The 17,566-nt window shown below is 39.8% G+C and carries 12 protein-coding genes; 4 read left to right on the top strand and 8 right to left on the bottom strand.

The window, feature by feature from the left end; translation table 11 throughout:
* Window positions 1-12 precede the first annotated feature (12 nt).
* From BM739_RS09820 to BM739_RS09805, 4 genes are all read right to left on the bottom strand, one after another.
* The gene (locus BM739_RS09820) at window positions 13-906 is read right to left on the bottom strand and encodes a LysR family transcriptional regulator (RefSeq protein WP_076540144.1); all 894 of its coding nucleotides are present in this window, start codon (window positions 904-906) and stop codon (window positions 13-15) included.
* Between the two features lie 191 nt (window positions 907-1,097).
* A complete protein-coding gene (cydX, locus tag BM739_RS09815) occupies window positions 1,098-1,223 on the bottom strand; it encodes a cytochrome bd-I oxidase subunit CydX (RefSeq protein WP_076540142.1) in 126 nt (41 codons plus the stop codon).
* 13 nt (window positions 1,224-1,236) lie between these two features.
* Window positions 1,237-2,376 (bottom strand): cytochrome d ubiquinol oxidase subunit II, encoded by a 1,140-nt coding sequence (cydB, locus tag BM739_RS09810; RefSeq protein ID WP_076540140.1) that lies wholly within the window; start codon window positions 2,374-2,376, stop codon window positions 1,237-1,239.
* Between the two features lie 15 nt (window positions 2,377-2,391).
* Window positions 2,392-3,948 (bottom strand): cytochrome ubiquinol oxidase subunit I, encoded by a 1,557-nt coding sequence (locus BM739_RS09805; RefSeq protein WP_076540138.1) that lies wholly within the window; start codon window positions 3,946-3,948, stop codon window positions 2,392-2,394.
* A 1,559-nt stretch (window positions 3,949-5,507) separates the two neighbouring features.
* Here BM739_RS09805 and BM739_RS09795 point away from each other — a divergent pair.
* Window positions 5,508-6,659, top strand: a complete 1,152-nt coding sequence (locus BM739_RS09795; protein WP_076540134.1) for a sensor domain-containing diguanylate cyclase — start codon at window positions 5,508-5,510, stop codon at window positions 6,657-6,659.
* 69 nt (window positions 6,660-6,728) lie between these two features.
* Here BM739_RS09795 and BM739_RS09790 read toward each other — a convergent pair whose 3' ends face one another.
* The 3 genes from BM739_RS09790 to BM739_RS09780 form a co-directional block, all read right to left on the bottom strand.
* Window positions 6,729-7,379 (bottom strand): hypothetical protein, encoded by a 651-nt coding sequence (locus tag BM739_RS09790; protein ID WP_076540130.1) that lies wholly within the window; start codon window positions 7,377-7,379, stop codon window positions 6,729-6,731.
* Window positions 7,380-7,511: 132 nt separating this feature from the next.
* Window positions 7,512-9,395 (bottom strand): aspartate:alanine exchanger family transporter, encoded by a 1,884-nt coding sequence (locus BM739_RS09785; protein ID WP_083698122.1) that lies wholly within the window; start codon window positions 9,393-9,395, stop codon window positions 7,512-7,514.
* An 83-nt stretch (window positions 9,396-9,478) separates the two neighbouring features.
* A complete protein-coding gene (locus BM739_RS09780) occupies window positions 9,479-10,873 on the bottom strand; it encodes a glutamate decarboxylase (protein WP_076540128.1) in 1,395 nt (464 codons plus the stop codon).
* Window positions 10,874-11,727: 854 nt separating this feature from the next.
* Between BM739_RS09780 and BM739_RS09775 the strand changes: the two genes are divergently transcribed.
* Complete coding sequence (locus BM739_RS09775) at window positions 11,728-13,842, top strand: TonB-dependent siderophore receptor (protein WP_076540125.1); 2,115 nt, start codon at window positions 11,728-11,730, stop codon at window positions 13,840-13,842.
* 178 nt (window positions 13,843-14,020) lie between these two features.
* Here BM739_RS09775 and BM739_RS09770 read toward each other — a convergent pair whose 3' ends face one another.
* Window positions 14,021-14,497 carry a Fur family transcriptional regulator gene (locus BM739_RS09770; protein WP_076540122.1) on the bottom strand — a complete coding sequence of 159 codons (477 nt, stop codon included), beginning with the start codon at window positions 14,495-14,497 and terminating at the stop codon, window positions 14,021-14,023.
* Between the two features lie 1,065 nt (window positions 14,498-15,562).
* Here BM739_RS09770 and BM739_RS09765 point away from each other — a divergent pair.
* Together BM739_RS09765 and BM739_RS09760 are read left to right on the top strand one after the other, a co-directional pair.
* Window positions 15,563-17,257 (top strand): chromosomal replication initiator DnaA, encoded by a 1,695-nt coding sequence (locus BM739_RS09765; RefSeq protein ID WP_076540119.1) that lies wholly within the window; start codon window positions 15,563-15,565, stop codon window positions 17,255-17,257.
* Between the two features lie 76 nt (window positions 17,258-17,333).
* Window positions 17,334-17,566, top strand: a 233-nt coding sequence (locus BM739_RS09760) for a peptidase (RefSeq protein WP_076540117.1), incomplete at its 3' end; no start/stop codon positions are given.

Genomic DNA, 17,566 nt, shown 5'->3' with positions numbered 1-17,566 from the left:
CAACCCCAGTTGCTAGCCAAATATTGACGCTGACTTTGCCAACATGAAGTCTAAAAACAATTGTACTTTAAGCGGCTGATGACTGCGCTGATGGTATAGCAGCGAAATACGCCGGGTCTCACCCTGCCACTGAGGTAGTACTGGCACTAATGCCCCTGAGGCCACTTCTTGCTCAACAAATTTACTGGGACCATACATGATCCCCGCTCCTGCTACTGTTGCTTTCACCGCGCCGTGAATATCCGATAAGGTCAGTTTTGCCGGGCCTTCATAGTAAAACTCCCCCAACTGCTTATGAATTAAAATCCAATTAAACAGCGGCCACATTTTCACTAAATTATGCTCAACTAACTGCTCAGGGTGGGTCACTGCTGCCGCTTTGTCTAAATAACTGGGCGCGGCAAACAAACCATAATGCAGCACCCCAAATAACTTAGACACCCAAGATGAATCAGGCTGGGCACCACCGACAATGGCGACATCAACACCTTCATCAATTAAATCAATAGTCTGGTTATTTTGGCTGATGTGTAATTGAATATCAGGATAAGCAATCGAAAACTCGGTTATCGCTTCCATCAGCAACATTGAGGTAATAGAAATGGGTGTGGCTAAGCGCAAGGTACCTTCAGGCTTCGCTTTCGATGGATGGTTGAGCACATCAAGTTGTGCGATCACCCCTTGATAGCGCTCAAACAATGCCCCGCCTTCTTCAGTTAAGCGAATGCGCCGCGTACTGCGCATGATCAGCTGCGTATTAAGGTGGGCTTCAAGCTTAGCTATTTTGCGGCTTACGGTAGCTACAGGAATTTGCAGCTCATTGGCCACTTGAGTAAAACTGCCCGCATTGACTAAATGCACAAATAAATGGATTAGCACAATCTCGGCACCGGCATTATTAGACATAGCAACTCTCAGACAGGTAAATCACTATTGTAATAAAAAAATCCCTCAGTCACCTAATGGCTTATGAGGCTTTTGAGAAAATCGTTAATTGCTCCTTTGCTAAATCAGCAGCGTGATTGATTAAGCTGCCCTAAAAAACCAATAAAAAACCCTGCACTAGGCAGGGTTTGATATTTTACAACTTAAAACACTTACTTATTTTTAGCTTCAGACTCGTTAATACGGTCTAAGTTTTCAGTGTTTTCAAGCCAAAGCGCATTAATGATGCCAAAAGCACAGGCCAGTAATACACCTAAAATCCAAGCGAAATACCACATAATGGCTCCTTTATTAATAAAGTGATGTTTTGTTATTTTCGATGAAGTCGCGGTTTAAGCGGCCAAACATCTTGTAGTAAGTCCAAATGGTGTAACTTAATACTGTCGGTACGAAGATAATCGCCGCCCAAGTCATCACATTAAGGGTTATTTCACTTGCAGTAGAATCCCACATGGTTAAGCTCACATTTGGATCAAGCGATGAAGGCATGATGAATGGGAACATTGCTGCGCCACATGTCACGATAATACCTGCAATAGCTAATGAGCTGAAAAAGAATGCGAAACCACTACGGTTAAAGCGACTTGCTAGGATAACCAAGATTGGCATCAACAAACCTAATGCTGGGAACAGCATAGTCAGAGGATACTTATCATAGTTAACTAACCATGCGCCTGCTTCTATAGCAACGGTTTTAGTGGTTGGGTTAGAAGGACCAGCAGTATCAATTACCGAAGTAATCACATAACCATCAATACCATTAACCACCCAAACACCCGCAACTGCAAATAACACAGTTACCAGTAGGCCACAAACTTGTGATGCTTTAGCAGCACGAACACGTAGCTCACCTTCGGTCTTCATTTGTAACCATGAAGCGCCTTGCATCATCATCATAAGCGCACTGATTAAGCCTGCTAATAAACCAAATGGGTTTAGTAGACCAAAAAAGCCGCCGTGGTAAGTTGCACGTAAGAATTGATCAAAGTCAAAAGGTACACCTTGAAGCAAGTTACCAAAAGCAACACCGATGATTAACGGCGGTACAAAACCACCAACAAACAAGGCCCAATCCCATGACTTGCGCCATCTTGGATCTTCAATTTTTGAGCGGTAATCAAAGCCTACAGGGCGCAAGAATAAGGCAAACAACACCAACATCATTGCCACATAAAAGCCTGAGAAAGACACACCATAAACCATTGGCCAAGCGGCAAATAACGCGCCACCTGCAGTAATTAACCAAACTTGGTTACCATCCCAATGCGGCGCAATCGAGTTAATCATGATACGGCGCTCAGTGTCATCTTTACCAATAATTGGTAATAACGCACCCACACCCATATCAAAACCATCTGTCACAGCAAACCCAACTAGCAATACGCCAACCAGAGCCCACCAGATAAATCTTAGCATTTCATAATCAAACATAATCAGGTCCTCAGATTAAGCATCTTGGTTTTCAAAATGATATCTACCTGTCTTAAGGCATGATGGGCCAAGACGAGCAAACTTAAACATTAAGAACATTTCAATCACTAATAGGATTGAGTAGAACACTGTGATTGAAATGATACTGAACCATATATCACTTGGTGTTAGCGTTGATGCTGACATAAAGGTCGGTAGGACCTCTGAAATGGTCCACGGTTGACGGCCATACTCTGCCACAAACCAACCACATTCAATTGCAATCCAAGGCAGTGGTAAGCTGTAAAGCGCAGCACGTAATACCCAGCGATTTTCTTCAATTTTATGACGAGTGCTTTGCCAGAATGCCGCAGCAAATACCAATAGCATAATCACACCACACGCAACCATGACACGGAATGACCAGAAAATTGGGGCAACCTTAGGAATAGAATCCTTAGCAGCGGCCTTAATTTGCTCTTCTGTCGCATCGACCACATTGTCAGTGTAACGTTTCAGCAGTAAACCATAGCCTAAATCGCCTTTGGTCATTTCAAAGTCGGCGCGAATTTGCTCTGTCTCATTACCTGCGCGAAGTTGCTCAAGTAAAGAGTAAGCAATCATACCGTTACGGATACGAATTTCATGCTCGTCAATTAAGTCGATAATACCAGTAACTTGTGTATCTAAAGAACGCGTTGCAATAATACCCATTACGTATGGGATTTTAATTGCGTAGTCAGTTTCCATTGTTTCTTGATTTGGGAAACCCACTGCAGTAAAGGCTGCTGGTGCTGGTTCAGTGTGCCATTCAGCTTCAATTGCTGCTAATTTAACGCGCTGTACTTCACCGACTTCATAGCCAGACTCATCGCCTAGTACCATTACCGATAGGATTGACGCCATACCAAAACTTGCTGCAATCGCAAACGAGCGACGGGCAAACGGTAAATCACGACCTTTAAGGATAAAGTAAGAACTAATTGCCAAGACGAACATAGCGCCGGCAACATAACCTGATGCTACGGTATGAACAAACTTAACTTGCGCTACAGGGTTGAACAGTACTTCAGCGAAGCTGGTCATTTCCATACGCATTGTTTCATAGTTAAACACAGACCCTACAGGGTTTTGCATCCAACCATTGGCAATAAGGATCCATAAAGCAGACATGTTAGAGCCAATAGCAACTAACCAAGTGACCGCTAAATGTTGACGCTTACTAAAGCGATCCCAACCGAAGAAGAACATACCGACTAAGGTAGATTCTAGGAAGAAAGCCATTAAGCCTTCAATCGCCAGTGGCGCACCAAAAATATCACCCACATAATGTGAGAAATACGCCCAGTTAGTACCGAACTGGAATTCCATTGCTAAACCGGTGGTCACACCTAAAGCAAAGTTAATACCAAATAACTTACCCCAAAACTTGGTCATATCTTTATAGATTTGGTTATTAGTCATCACATAAACGGATTCCATAATAGCCAAAATAAACGCTAGACCTAACGTTAAAGGTACAAATATAAAGTGGTACATGGCTGTTAGCGCGAACTGTAACCGTGACAGTTCCACAACCTCTTCAATAATCATTGGCGACTCCTTACCCAGTACATCCAAATGTCATGTCGACTCCCTCAATTGCAAAAGTGCTATTGCAGGAAATAATTTTATTAATCTAAAGTAGCGCTTAAAAAACAGGTTAATAAATTGTTAACTTAAGCTTACCGTAACTCAATTTCGTTTTTAGTTTATCTCGCCTTTGCATCGCAATAATGAGATACCTATCACGCTAAACGGTAAAAGGTGATGCAACGCAAGAAAAACAAGTCTACAAAAACTACATAACAAGCAAATACAACAGCTTAGTTAAATAATTAATGGTACACACTGCTATTTTATATCATCTAAATTTGATTCAAATCAATCACACTTGCAGCTCTCATAGGCTTTTTGGTGGGTTTTGAGCAATGGCGCAAACTACCAACTTTTATGTATTGACCACCCCTTAAAATATTGCTAGGAATTTTTTTACATTTTTTTACAATTGTGATTTCTAATCCATGTTTTACTAATAAAAACGCTCTAAGTAACAAAATGAGATCTATATCAAGTTTTGAAATATATTTTTTAACCCTAAATAATTTTAACCAAAAAACCAAGCTACTGAATATAAACATAAATATCAAAATAAAGCTTAAATAGTGACCACAAAGGCGATCTGTTCGGATTACTTTTAATAATGATTAGGATTAATTTTATTCGTTTGAGTAAAACATCAACAAGCTTTAATATTCGCCCTGTGTTGAGAGAAGGTCGATTGGACTTGAACAGAATGGATTTCAAGTTACATCCCCAACTCTACTAATTTGAAATTATTATTGAGTGGAGATTTAAAAGATGACTAAATTATTTGATCGCGTAATCAACAGCTACAAACGTATCTTTGTTGAAATGCACAAATCGTACTAAAAGCTATTATGTTGTTGCTGGCATCAATACCTAACAATTTAGGTGAGTGTTAGCAGCAATAAAACCGAAGACCTATTGAGTATGCAATTGCTTGCTAAATAAGTTGGACGTTACCCTTGATGTTTTGTTAGCGCAAAACAGCTCTTGCAACATAGAGCGATAATGAGCCCTTTAGGATTAATATTCTAAAGGGCTTTTTTATGAGTTTTTTATTGGTTTTTATTGCAGCTTGATAAAAGCAAAACAGCACCCTTAAAAGCTAAATGACCCTCAAGGTAATTGCACTGCTTGTAGACTTGATTTAAAGCATTGCTCAGAATATTTTGTTGCAGTTTTCATCTAAGTTCACATTCTGACTCGCTGCTGCATATATTGATACTAAGTTTCCAGCTAATCGCGGCTAGACTATCCCTCCCTCAGTAAACATGCTGCTGCAAACAGCGCGTTATAAACCTTAAAATTGTTTATGGATAAGTAATTTTGACTTGCAAGTATCGACCGAGATGCTTATGTTTTAGTGAGTGTTTATTATTTTATCAATCAACTCAGTAAATAATAATTTCACTCAACAACTGCTGCTATGTGAATAAATAGAGTTCAAAACTAAAATAAAAAAGCATATTCAATCGTCGCCCTTGCGCTTTCTCTGGGTTGACCAATTAATAGCAAGGATGAAATTAATGACCAATAAATCAAGCAGTGAACGGGTTATACGTAGGTTGTATCAAGTCACCCAAGAGCACAATAAAGGTTTCGAGTATCAGCTCATTGAATTATTAAAGATGGGCTTAGAACGGTTTGATTTAGATATTGGTATTTTATCTAAAATCGATAACAGCAAATATGTGGTTAAATATTGTGTCACCCCAGATGAAGTGCCTCTAAAGCCTGAAGATAGCTTTGATTTAGATGAAACCTATTGCAGTATAACCTGCCATGCTCAAGCCCCAGTCGGTATTGAGTATATGGGTAAAGATGATGCGTTAGCAGTACACCCGGCATACAAAGCATTTGGACTTGAATCCTATATTGGTATACCCATTCGCCTGAACGGCGAACTTTATGGCACTCTTAACTTCTCTAGCCCTACACCCTACCCAAGAACGTTTCGCGACGTTGATATCGATGCTTTACAACTGATGGCGTCTTGGGTTGAAGTCGAGTTAATTCGTAGAGAACAAGAAGCACAGCTTAAAGCGCTTAATAAAGAACTGTATCACTTAGCTAATTTTGATAGTTTGACCAATATACCTAATCGACGCGGGGTGTACCAAACACTACACAAAGATCTAAATAGGCTTTGTCGCAGTCAAGGAAAAGGCACTATTGCCCTGATTGATATTGATCGGTTTAAACTGTTAAACGACAGCTTTGGCCATCAAACTGGTGATGATGTATTAGTCGCAGTCGCCCAAAAAATTGCTCATTCACTTCGAGATTATGATTTAGTCGCCCGATTTGGTGGCGAAGAATTTTTAATATGGCTTCCTGACACTAACCAAGCACAATCCACTATTGTCTGCGAAAGGATCATGGGTAACATCGCCGCAATAGCAATGACACCTGAGCCCATCACGGTATCAACTGGCGCTTGTCATTTTAATTTCGACCAATACAAAGCCGATAATATGGCTCAACTCATCGAAGACATTATTGCTGATGCTGACACGGTATTATATGAAGCTAAAGCCCAAGGGCGAAATAGACTAAACAGCACAACTAAAATCATATCTGCCAGCTATGTGCTAGCCCATAAAAAGATAAACAAAGCTTCCCCTTCTAGTATCTCAACAGCCCCTATAACGCCATTAGAAGAGATAGCCTGTTCATAACGGGATAAGACTCAGAATAGGAACCACGATAGATCTAAAAATAAATGCATCGAGAGCATGAAATGACAACTACCAGCGTATAGGTTGTACAAATTCAGTTAGCCATTGAGCCACCGAAACGCGGGTAGGGTCGTTCATATCAATGGCGGCGGCCGTTGCCGTTATTCCAGCTAAACCACTAAGCAGTAATAAATAACCTATAGCCAATGCTATATTATTTTTTCTTGGAAATGGCGAACGGGACAAGGCATGAAGCGGGCCTATATAGGTTGCCATAAACCAGCTAACACTGCCGACAAATAATATCGCTGTTTGTAAAAAATCAAAGTGTATTGATAAGGCATCCTTCCCCGCTAACATTAAATTCAGTGATGACTCTATTGGGGCAAAAAAACCCGCTAAAGTGGCAGCAAGCCCGCAATACATCAACAAGTCTCCTGCAATAATATGCCATGATGTGCATGTGCCAACTTGATCATATTCACTCGAGTATACATAACTCACCATTGCCGCCATCGAAAGCGCAATGGCTAATAATAGTGAGATATGTGAGCTAGCATGCAGCGCCTGTTGCAGCCCTAAAGCATCGCCTGCAGTGGCACCATTAAGATGATCAATTTGAAACGATGCAACAGCAATATTAAAACCAATAATGGTCAAACGCGACCTCATCACGTTAACCGCAATTTTAATAGGCTTAGCACTGGCTGATGGTGTCATTAAATATTCCTTGTTGAGAGATGATTCACTTAAAACACTCAATTTAAAAGGGCTACAGAAAATATCTCCTGTAGCCCTTTTTTTATCGAATGGATTGCGAATTGAAATAGATTAATATCTACATTTCAACAGTTACAAAACCATAGATAAATAACCCAAAATCAATACAAGCATTGAGGTTAATGCATAAGGTACAGGGTAACCAACAGCAGGTAGATCACTTTCACAAGCATCCTGAGCACCTTTCATTGCAGGTGTACTATTACGTGCACCAGCACAAGCGCCAGCTAGAATGGCAGGGTTCATACGACGGAACACCAATCCATATACCCAAGCAAGCAATGGTGGTAATAGTGCACCAAGAAGCCCTAATCCCGCTATTTTAATAACAATAATACCTTGGAATGATGACAATATTTTTGGCCCAACAGAGGCTGCTAATACCGCAACAAATAAGCTTAAGCCAATATCTTGTAAGAAGCTTCGAGCGCCTTCGCTCATTGGTCCACCTAAGGTGGGGTTTCGAGTTCTTAAGTATGAAAAAACGATACCGGTAAGCATACAACCAGCAGACGTACCCAGTGCAAACGGAATACCACCTAAATTGACACTCGCATGTCCACAAACAAAACCAATTAATAATGAAAGTGCAAGATACATGGTTTCTGTTACGGTACTTTCAACAATAGGCACACTATTAAGTTTACTTGCCGTTTGTTTTACACACCAATCAGAACCCGCTAAACGCAGTACATCACCAACCTGAATCGTTGTTTTTGGAAGCGCAGCTATTTGAGTGCCCTGTCTAAACAATGCTTTAAGATGAACACCAAAACCAATCTCTTTACCTACTTGTTCGATGCTTTTACCAATATATTCAGATTTACCAATATGAATATCAGCCACTTCAATATCAACATTACGGGCCCTAGGCTCATCAACCTCAGTGCCGACAGTACGGTCGCCGCCTTCGATCAGAACATGATAATTACCGCGGATACCAATAACATCACCCATCTGTAATGTCGGATTATCAGATGCATCGATCACTTTATCATCACGAACAACTTTTAAAATTGCCGCATGTGGGAACTTATCAAATAGTGCCATCACACTTTGGCCGACTATTTCATCATGCTCAACTTTGTAAGAACGAATATCTAATGGCAATACACCAAGATTAGAAAAACCACTGGTGCCAGGCAAAGGTTCAGAGTTCTCACCGCCGCCAAACATTTCTTCCGCTTCTTTACCCGCTTTCACAGGATCTTTACCAGACATTGCCGGAAGGTACTTTATGAGCAATATGATAAATATGCTTGATAAAATATAACTAATTGCATAACCCGCAGCCATATTGGCACTGATTTGATCAGCTGTCATACCATCAGGTATCTGCACAGCACCAGAAGAAATTGCCGATTGAGCAACCCCCATAACCGCAGTAACAGTGTAACTACCAGAGATAATCCCAGCAGCATAGCCTGGCGCTAAATCAAGTAATTTGGCACCAAAGAAAATAATCAAGAAGTTACTGAATACAACAATTAACCCGATAACAATAAAGTCGATGCCACCGCTTTTCAGGCCTGAGAAAAATTGCGGCCCCACTTTCATACCAATAGCGTACATAAACATCATCAGAAAAATATCTTCGACTAATCCTGGCGCATCAATACTGAGTCCATAAACCGAAAATGCCGTTAGCGCGATACCCACCCCGATAATGAGTGTTCCGGCAGTCGAGCCTAAGTTAACGCCTTTTACCGTAATTTTCCCTAAAGGGTAGCCTAATGCAATGGATAAAAATAAGAACACAAAAGGGTTATTAGCGATATAGGTGAACACAAATGCTATTGGGCCCGCAGTATCTTTTGCTGCAGCAACGGCGCTATCAGCAGCAATGACACCACCAGACAATAGTACCGCTAACGAGAAAAGAAAAAGACTCAAACCGAAGTGACTTTTTAAGTAGGTACCAATTTTACTGATACGCGAAAATTTTGTAATTTCCATAACTGTCTCAATTTTAACAAGCAATGTAAAAAATGAGAGATTACTGACACAGTCAGTAATCTCTCAAATAATAGCGCTTTCAGTTATCCGTGATTAAACCCAGAGGACTCTACTGAATTACTACCGTGTACAACCGGGTTTTTAGCGAAGAAATCAATACAGCGCTTCAAGTCATCGACAAGTAAGTCTGCTTGATCTCGACTAAAACCATGACGTACTAGAATACGCATAATGACAAGGTCTTCTCGTTTTGGCGGCATTGCATAAGCTGCAATTTGCCAGCCGCGAGAACGGATTCGGTCAGATAAATCAAACAGGTTAAAACCAGGTTCAACACCTTCTTTTAATGACCAACTCATTGCAGGGATGCCGCCATGACCATCATAAATAATCTCGAACATACCTAGCTTTTCGATTTCGGCAGATAAATACTGCGCAGTCTCGTAACAAGCATTATGAATTTTGCGGTAACCCTCTTTGCCTAAACGTAAGAAGTTATAATATTGCGCAACAATTTGCCCACCAGGACGAGAGAAGTTCAATGCGAAACATGGCATGTCACCGCCAAGGTAGTTCACATGGAAGATAAGATCTTCATGCAATGCTGATGCATCACGCCATACGATCCAACCCACCCCTAAAGGAGACAGACCAAACTTATGACCAGACGCATTAATTGATTTAACGCGAGCTAGACGGAAATCCCACTCTAATTCAGGTTCACAAAACGGCGCTAAAAAGCCACCACTTGCCGCATCAATATGCATAGGGATATCTAGACCGGTATCTTCTTGTAATTTATCCAGTGCATCATGAACCGCTTTAACGGGTTCATATTGACAAGTAAAAGTCACACCTAGAGTTGGGATGACACCGATGGTGTTCTCATCACAACGTTTTATGACCTCTTCAGGGCTCATAATTAAGCGATCACCTTCCATCGGAATTTCACGTAACTCAACATCCCAATAGCGAGCAAATTTATGCCAACAAACCTGTACAGGGCCACAAACAATGTTTGGTTTATCAGTTGGCTTACCTAGCGCTTTCATTTTTTCGCGCCAAGCCCACTTTAATGCCATACCGCCAAGCATTGCCGCTTCACTAGAACCGGTAGTAGAACAACCTAAGGTATTTTCAGCATCAGGCGAATTCCAAAGCTCTGCCAGCATATGGGTACATCTAGCTTCGATTTCGGCAGTTTGAGGGTATTCATCTTTGTCGATCATGTTTTTATCGACACATTCATCCATCAATTTATGAACTTCGTCTTCTATCCATGTTTGACAAAAAGTCGCTAAGTTTTGACGAGAGTTACCATCTAGCATTAATTCATCATGAATCACTTGATAAGCATGACGTGGATCATGTTCATTTTCTGGTATTTTGTATTTTGGCATTGACATTGAAAGGTCTTTTGATGAGTAGACATCATCTAACAAATCATTTCTGACCGAATCTTTAGAATGAAGAGGCATTTTTTAAAACTCCCGATAATGTTGAAAATAAAATCACATAATAGTGTTTAGCTAATATTATTTAAGTATTGATGCAATAATATGTTTGTCAAAAAATCAAAACTTATTTTTTAAATCTGTCTGAAGTATATTGCGTAAAAAAACGATATAACAATCGCTATTGAAGGGTTAAACCCTTCAAACCACTAACTTAAACACTATTACAGATACATTAATCATCACCAAAACCAGGTGGTGTAAGGTTTTACCGTACGATCATCATTAAGTAGGAATTTACCTTTTCACTGTGAAATTAATGCTTTAATTTTTTTATCGTGGTCAAAATAAGACGTAAAAGCTCTATTGAAGCGATTTGACAGGCTGAGATGACTTATCCAGCGATACTATTTTGCTTAAAATAATAAATAGTATAATTTTAATAAGCCTAGTAAAAGGAAGGAGATGAGGCCGCATTAAATAAACCTAATAAAAGTAAGGATATGAAGTGTTATTTAATCATTCTGATAAGAAAGGAAATAAGTAAGCATTTAATAAGCCTTTATAAATTAAGGGAATAAATCAGAATCAACAAACCTAACTTAACCCGTGCGTTGCTAAACATACATATTTATCAGCTATCTCAACCCACTCGCCCCTATAGGTATGATGTACATTTTCTCTTATAAGCCATGCGCAGCCACATCGGTAAGCATGCCTTTATCTCGTCCTCTGTTTCTATGTTTCTATCTATGCTTTTTTGCTTAACAGTAATTATTTTCCTGTATTGACTATTTGTTACTGACTTCACTTTGACGCCATAAATGATATGTTATAACATTACGTTTTTAAGTTAATCCTTGATTAGGGCAAAGCACGTGAAAAAGCATTTTCTATATTCAATTATTGTCATTTCTAATGGTGCGTTAGCGCAAGATAGTAATAACCCAACCTCAGAAACCAATGATGATATTGAGCGCATTGAGGTAAACAGACTTTGGCAGCCTTACCGAGGCAACGTGCCATTGATTGATACCCCCCAAGCAGTAGATAGAATTAATGCCGATACCATCAAAAACGAGGGCATTACTCGTTTCATGGACGCCTTGGACTTTTCGCCCAGTATCGTAAGACAGAATAACTCTGGTGGTATGTTTGATAGCTTTGCTATTCGCGGCTTTTCAGGCGATGAGAATAACCCAACAGGTTACTTAGTTAACGGCTTTAACTCCCGCGGTTATAACGGCAACAGAAACACCGCCAATATTGAAACCATTGAAGTAATGAAAGGGCCGGGATCAGCACTGTACGGACAAGGTGAACCGGGCGGTACTGTTAATATCATTACCAAAAAACCGCAATTTGATGAACAGGGTTATATTCAGGGAACCTTAGGTAATTTCAATCAAAAACAAGTCGAATTTGATCACACCAAAGGCATTAGTGACGATGTTGCTTATCGCATTAATGGCTTTTACGAAGATTCAGAGACCTATCGTGACCATGTTGATATTGAAAGCTTAAATTTAAGCCCGTCACTTTTGTGGAATATCTCTGACGCCACTAGCTTAAGTTATGAAATGGAAATCCTACATCAAAGCAAGCCGTTAGATCGCGGTGTCTATGTGTTAGATAATGACTTTGACGCTGTCGATACTGCTGCTTTTTATGGTGATACCCGAGACGGTGCCCATAAAGTTGAGGCGCTAGGACACCAACTACTATTAAATCATCAGCTTAATAACTCATGGCATTTATTAGCCGGTTTAGCTTATCGGGATTCATCCTTTGTAGGTCAATCTTCAGATGCTGAACTGTCTGACGGCCGCCAGCTGATTTATAGCGACCCAAATACGTTATCAAGACAAAGAAGAGAGCGTGATTATCAGGCGCAAGACTTCTCGGCGCGTTTTGAAGTCAGCGGTGACCTAGAGCTTGGTGGAATAACGAATAATCTATTAATTGGGTTAGATTATTATAACTTCCAGCTAGATACTGATTATCGAGTGTGGCGAACCGCTTGGGGCTCAGGCGATACGACCTACTCAATCGATCCTAATAACCCTGATTACACTATGTATCAGCCTGAAACCACACCCACAACCTTAACCTCTGAAGAGCAAAAAGGCCTTGGTTTTTACGCACAAGATTTAATTGAATTGACTGATAAAGCCAAGCTGTTATTGGGTTTCAGGGTCGATAGCTTTAATCAGCATATTTTAAATAAACTGGATAATGAGTCACAAGAGCAAGATCAAACTGAAGTATCTTCTCGTTTCGGTTTTGTCTATGAACTGGATGACAATATCAATATTTACACCAGCTACGCTGAAGGTTTCAGACCTAATCCTGGGCTTGATTCAGACAGAAATGCTTTTGACCCAGAACAAACTAAATCTTTTGAAGTCGGTCTTAAATGGCAAAATGTCGCTGACCGGTTCTCTGGTAGCCTTGCACTGTTTGATGCCAGCAAAACCAATATGTTAACCGCAGAGCCAGACACTGGGCTTTCAGCGACTTTAGGTGAAGTTGAAAGTCAGGGGGTTGAGTTTCAGCTGACCACCTTACTAACGGCTGATACCAGCATTGAATTAGCCTACGCTTATACCGATGCAAGAACAGCCAACGACTTGATTGATAATGACTGGGGAGTACCGATTCCTAAAGGTTCACGCTTAATCAACGTCGCTGAGCATGTGGGTCATGTTGCCCTAAGACATCACACTGACATTATGGGTAAAGAAGCCTACTTTGGCGCTACGGTCAATTACGTTGGCGACCGTCTAGGTGAAACCACATCACCTGATTATATTTTACCTGCATACACCTTAGTGAATCTGTCAGCAGCGGTAGAGTTAAGCAGCAAGTTTAGTGTAATGCTTGATGTGAATAACCTGTTTAATGAGCAATACTTTGAAAGCTCGTATCACAGGTTATGGACTATGCCGGGTGAGCCGATAAACTTTTCGGCAAGTGTTAAGTATCAATTCTAATTTTCTGGATTAATTGCTGCTTGGGCTTTTCGGCCAAGCGCTTAGCATCGCCAACGCCGCAATGACATTAAGCGACCTTGGGGTCGCTTTTTTGTTGGGAATATAGAGAGGTGAATCTATCAGTTGGGCTGAGTTGCCAGCTGTCAGGTGTCAGATTTCAGATAAAGAGGATGGGTTGCTAATCAGGCTTTTCGCTAGGGTTAGCGCAGTCATTACATAAGCATTGTAATTCTATTTGAGAGTTGAGCAGTTGAAAATCCGCTTGTTGAATGCTCTCTTTTAATGCCTCAATCACGCTGGCTTGAATGCCCTTCTCAGCCACTTTGCCACAGCTTTTACAAATCAAAAACTGCGGTACTTGGTGTTTGTGAGCGCAAGTGATGTGTGAACAAGCTAGGTATTTATTTTCAGATGATAGCTTATGCACTAACGGCAGCTCACTGAGTATATCCAGCATACGATAAACAGACATCGGCGCTAATGATTCTTGGTGTGTTGCACGGTAAATATCAACGATTTCATAGGCTGATAAGGGTTTACTGGAGTTAAGTAATACACCTAAAACATTCTTTCTTTTTGCCGTTAGCTTTACGCCATTGTCATGACATAGTTGTTCTGCTTTAGCAAAAATTTCAGCGTTATTAGGAGTAGGCATAGTTCAGCTCAAGAGAAATCATTATTGTTGTTATTATTTCTTGTCGGACAGGCATTGTAAATGATAAAAAATAAAACATCTTAACAGCATTAAATTATTGCTATTTTTTGTGATTTTAAACCGTTTTTGGCGCTTAGCATATTTAGACCATTGGTTTCCTTTTTGTATTTCCAAACTTCGTTTGGATTAAAGTTGTGGGGTTTCTGCCTGTAATTCCAAACTCCTTTTGAGTTAACGTCGTGGGTTTTCTGCCCACTGCTGATTTTGATATCTAGGTTTCAGCCTGTATTTCCAAACTCCGTTTGGATTAACGTCGTGGCGCTTCGCCCACACCCGACCAAAAGGGTATCAACAGCAATACCCTCTTGGAACACCCCGCTGCCCCGCCGAAAAATGCTGAAAAGCGCATGATTTTCGATGGGGATTGATCCAGCTTTTGACTTCGTTTGTAGACTGCTTCAGTCATTGTCGAAAAGCCCTAACGCTTCCGATGGTGCATCCCTGCACCTCGAAAGCTAGCTTGGCATCCATGCCAAGCTCACGGACTTTTCTCGATGACCTCAATCCATATTGAGTCGGAGGCAAATAGATTTTCTGCTTTTTAGCTTTTTTTAATTGCCACAAATACAGTCAAATCGAAGAGGTAATAATCCCGGTGTAAGCGCGGCTGTGACCGTCCATGACATGGACGTCATGGCCGAGCTTTCAGGGATGAACTTGCAGCGTGTCACAGTCCTGCTTGCACATAAGGTCGCTCTTTCACATCCATGTGATCGCGACATTCGTATATCCTATACAGCACCTGCGGCAGGCAATGGATTAGATTGAACTAATGGTCTCAGATAGACTTTCCAACAAAAAACCAAGTAAAACATTGAATTAAAGATACAAATGATATTAAATGTAACAATTTAAGGTCAGAATCAGGTAACCTCGAACACAATCATCGAGCACGCCATTTAAGGAAGATAATGCCATTTAATTACATGTGTCTATCAACTCCTCTATTAATTTATTCTTACCCAACAAATTCATAACCCCAATAATTTCGCTCAAAGGATATACATGCTTAATTTGAAATCTGAAGCCATTAAAGCTTGTGTTTCTGGCCTTGCTGATAATGTAAGGGCTGAAAACATCGAGTACGAAAGCTATATTGAGCTCTATTCTGGTGCTGAAAATATAAATAATATAAATAATAGAAATAATACTGTTATTTATGGCCGTCGTGGTTCAGGGAAGACTCATTTACTCAAAGCATTAGAAGAAAAAATATCTATTGATTTACAAACTCACAAAAACTTTCCCATTTATATTGATATACGTCGCATAGTTCCTTTGCTGTCTAATGAGCAAGGATCTCAAGAAACTAATTCTATTTTAATATTCAAATACTTAATGCAGGAATTGGCTCATACACTCTATTTGAATATCAAGCATATATGTGACATTAACGAATTTGACAATAAAAATGGTCACCTTCTAGAGATTAAAGGTCGTAGCCTAATAGAAAAACTTGAACGTATATACTTAGAATTCGATGGTAGAAAGTTTAATAAACCGACATCTTTGACAGTTTCAGAAGAGGAAATCCAAAGTTTAGGAGGGGCTGCTAAACTTTCTAAATCTCCGGAATTAAAAGTTAAATCTGATTCACAAAAAAAGGTATCTGGGGACAAAACACTAAATTCGTATATTTCTATATTGGATATTACGAATGTAATAGAGGGTATACTGGAAACATTGTCGCTAAAACGTATCACCTTAATGCTTGATGAGTGGTCAGAAGTAGAACTAAGTACTCAAATATATTTAGCTGAAATACTTAAAAAAAGTTTTTCTGCAATCCCTGTGACATTAAAAATTGCAGCCATACCAAATCGAACAAACTTAGGTATTAAAACTGATGAGAAATTTTTCGGCCTTGAAGATGGTGGGGATATTTTTGGTTATCCGCTTGATATGCGTTACGTTTTTGAGGTCAACAAGTTAGAAACTAGAAACTTTTTCAACGACCTAGTTTACAAGCACTTAATGTCAATTGATTCTCTCTCAATAAATAGCTTATTGAGAGATTATAAATCAAATAAAGAAAAACTTATAAATGTATTTTTGGCAAACGTTGCTCTGAATGAAATATTAGTAGCTAGTGCAGGAATACCTCGTGACTTTATGAACTTGTTTATAAACGCATATGATAAGTTCTTACTGTCATCTGGCACATCAGCAAAGCGTATTAGCGTAAAAAATCTGCGATCTGCTAATTCTGAATGGTATGAAACTGACAAAAAAGAACAAATAGATAAACATCCAGTAGAAAGGCAGCTATTAACGGAGATTGTTAAAGAGGTAATTGAGAATAAAAAATCAATTCACTTTCTAGTTCAAGAAAAACATACGAAAAATAAACATATGCAAAATCTTATCGATTTCAGAGTTATGCATCTAAGAAAAAAAGGATACTCTCACAAAGACCACTCAGGAACTTCGTATAACGTATTCTCTATCGACTACGGTTGTTATAACTCTCTCAATATTTCTAAAAACAAATTAGATAGCTCAACACTTGAAGATCTAAATCTAAAAGAGCTTAGAGAAATTCGTAGAATATCTCTAGAAGACATTTTCTTCCAAAATTTTCTAATGGAAATTGGCGAAGCTTTCAGCTGCCCACATTGCACAAAGCCTATCGATACAAACCATTTAGCCTACATAAAACAGCAAATGTGTAACAACTGCTATGAAATAGTTGAAACGTAAACGTCCGGACAAGTACATCTTCAACTGCTTTCATTGATCCCTTATTTTAACTCCTGACTATACATCAGGAGTTAATATGGCTAAACGTTCTCATGAAGATTGGACTGCTTTGATAAAACAGCAGCCCGCTAGCGGCTTAACGATCACGGCTTTCTGTCGTCAGCATAAATTAAGTACCAGTACTTTTTATGCCCGTAAAGCCAACAAGGCTAAAATTAAAACGGTCATGCCTTTTGCTAAAGTAACAGTGGCAACGCCAACAGATGTGACGAGCCAAACCCAAGTTAGCCGAGCCAAACCCAAGTTAGC

It is taken from the genome of Shewanella sp. UCD-KL21, from assembly GCF_001957135.1.
Classification (GTDB): Bacteria; Pseudomonadota; Gammaproteobacteria; order Enterobacterales; family Shewanellaceae; genus Shewanella.
Note: the sequence above shows the minus strand (reverse complement) of the source record. Positions and strands in the feature narration are given on the sequence as shown.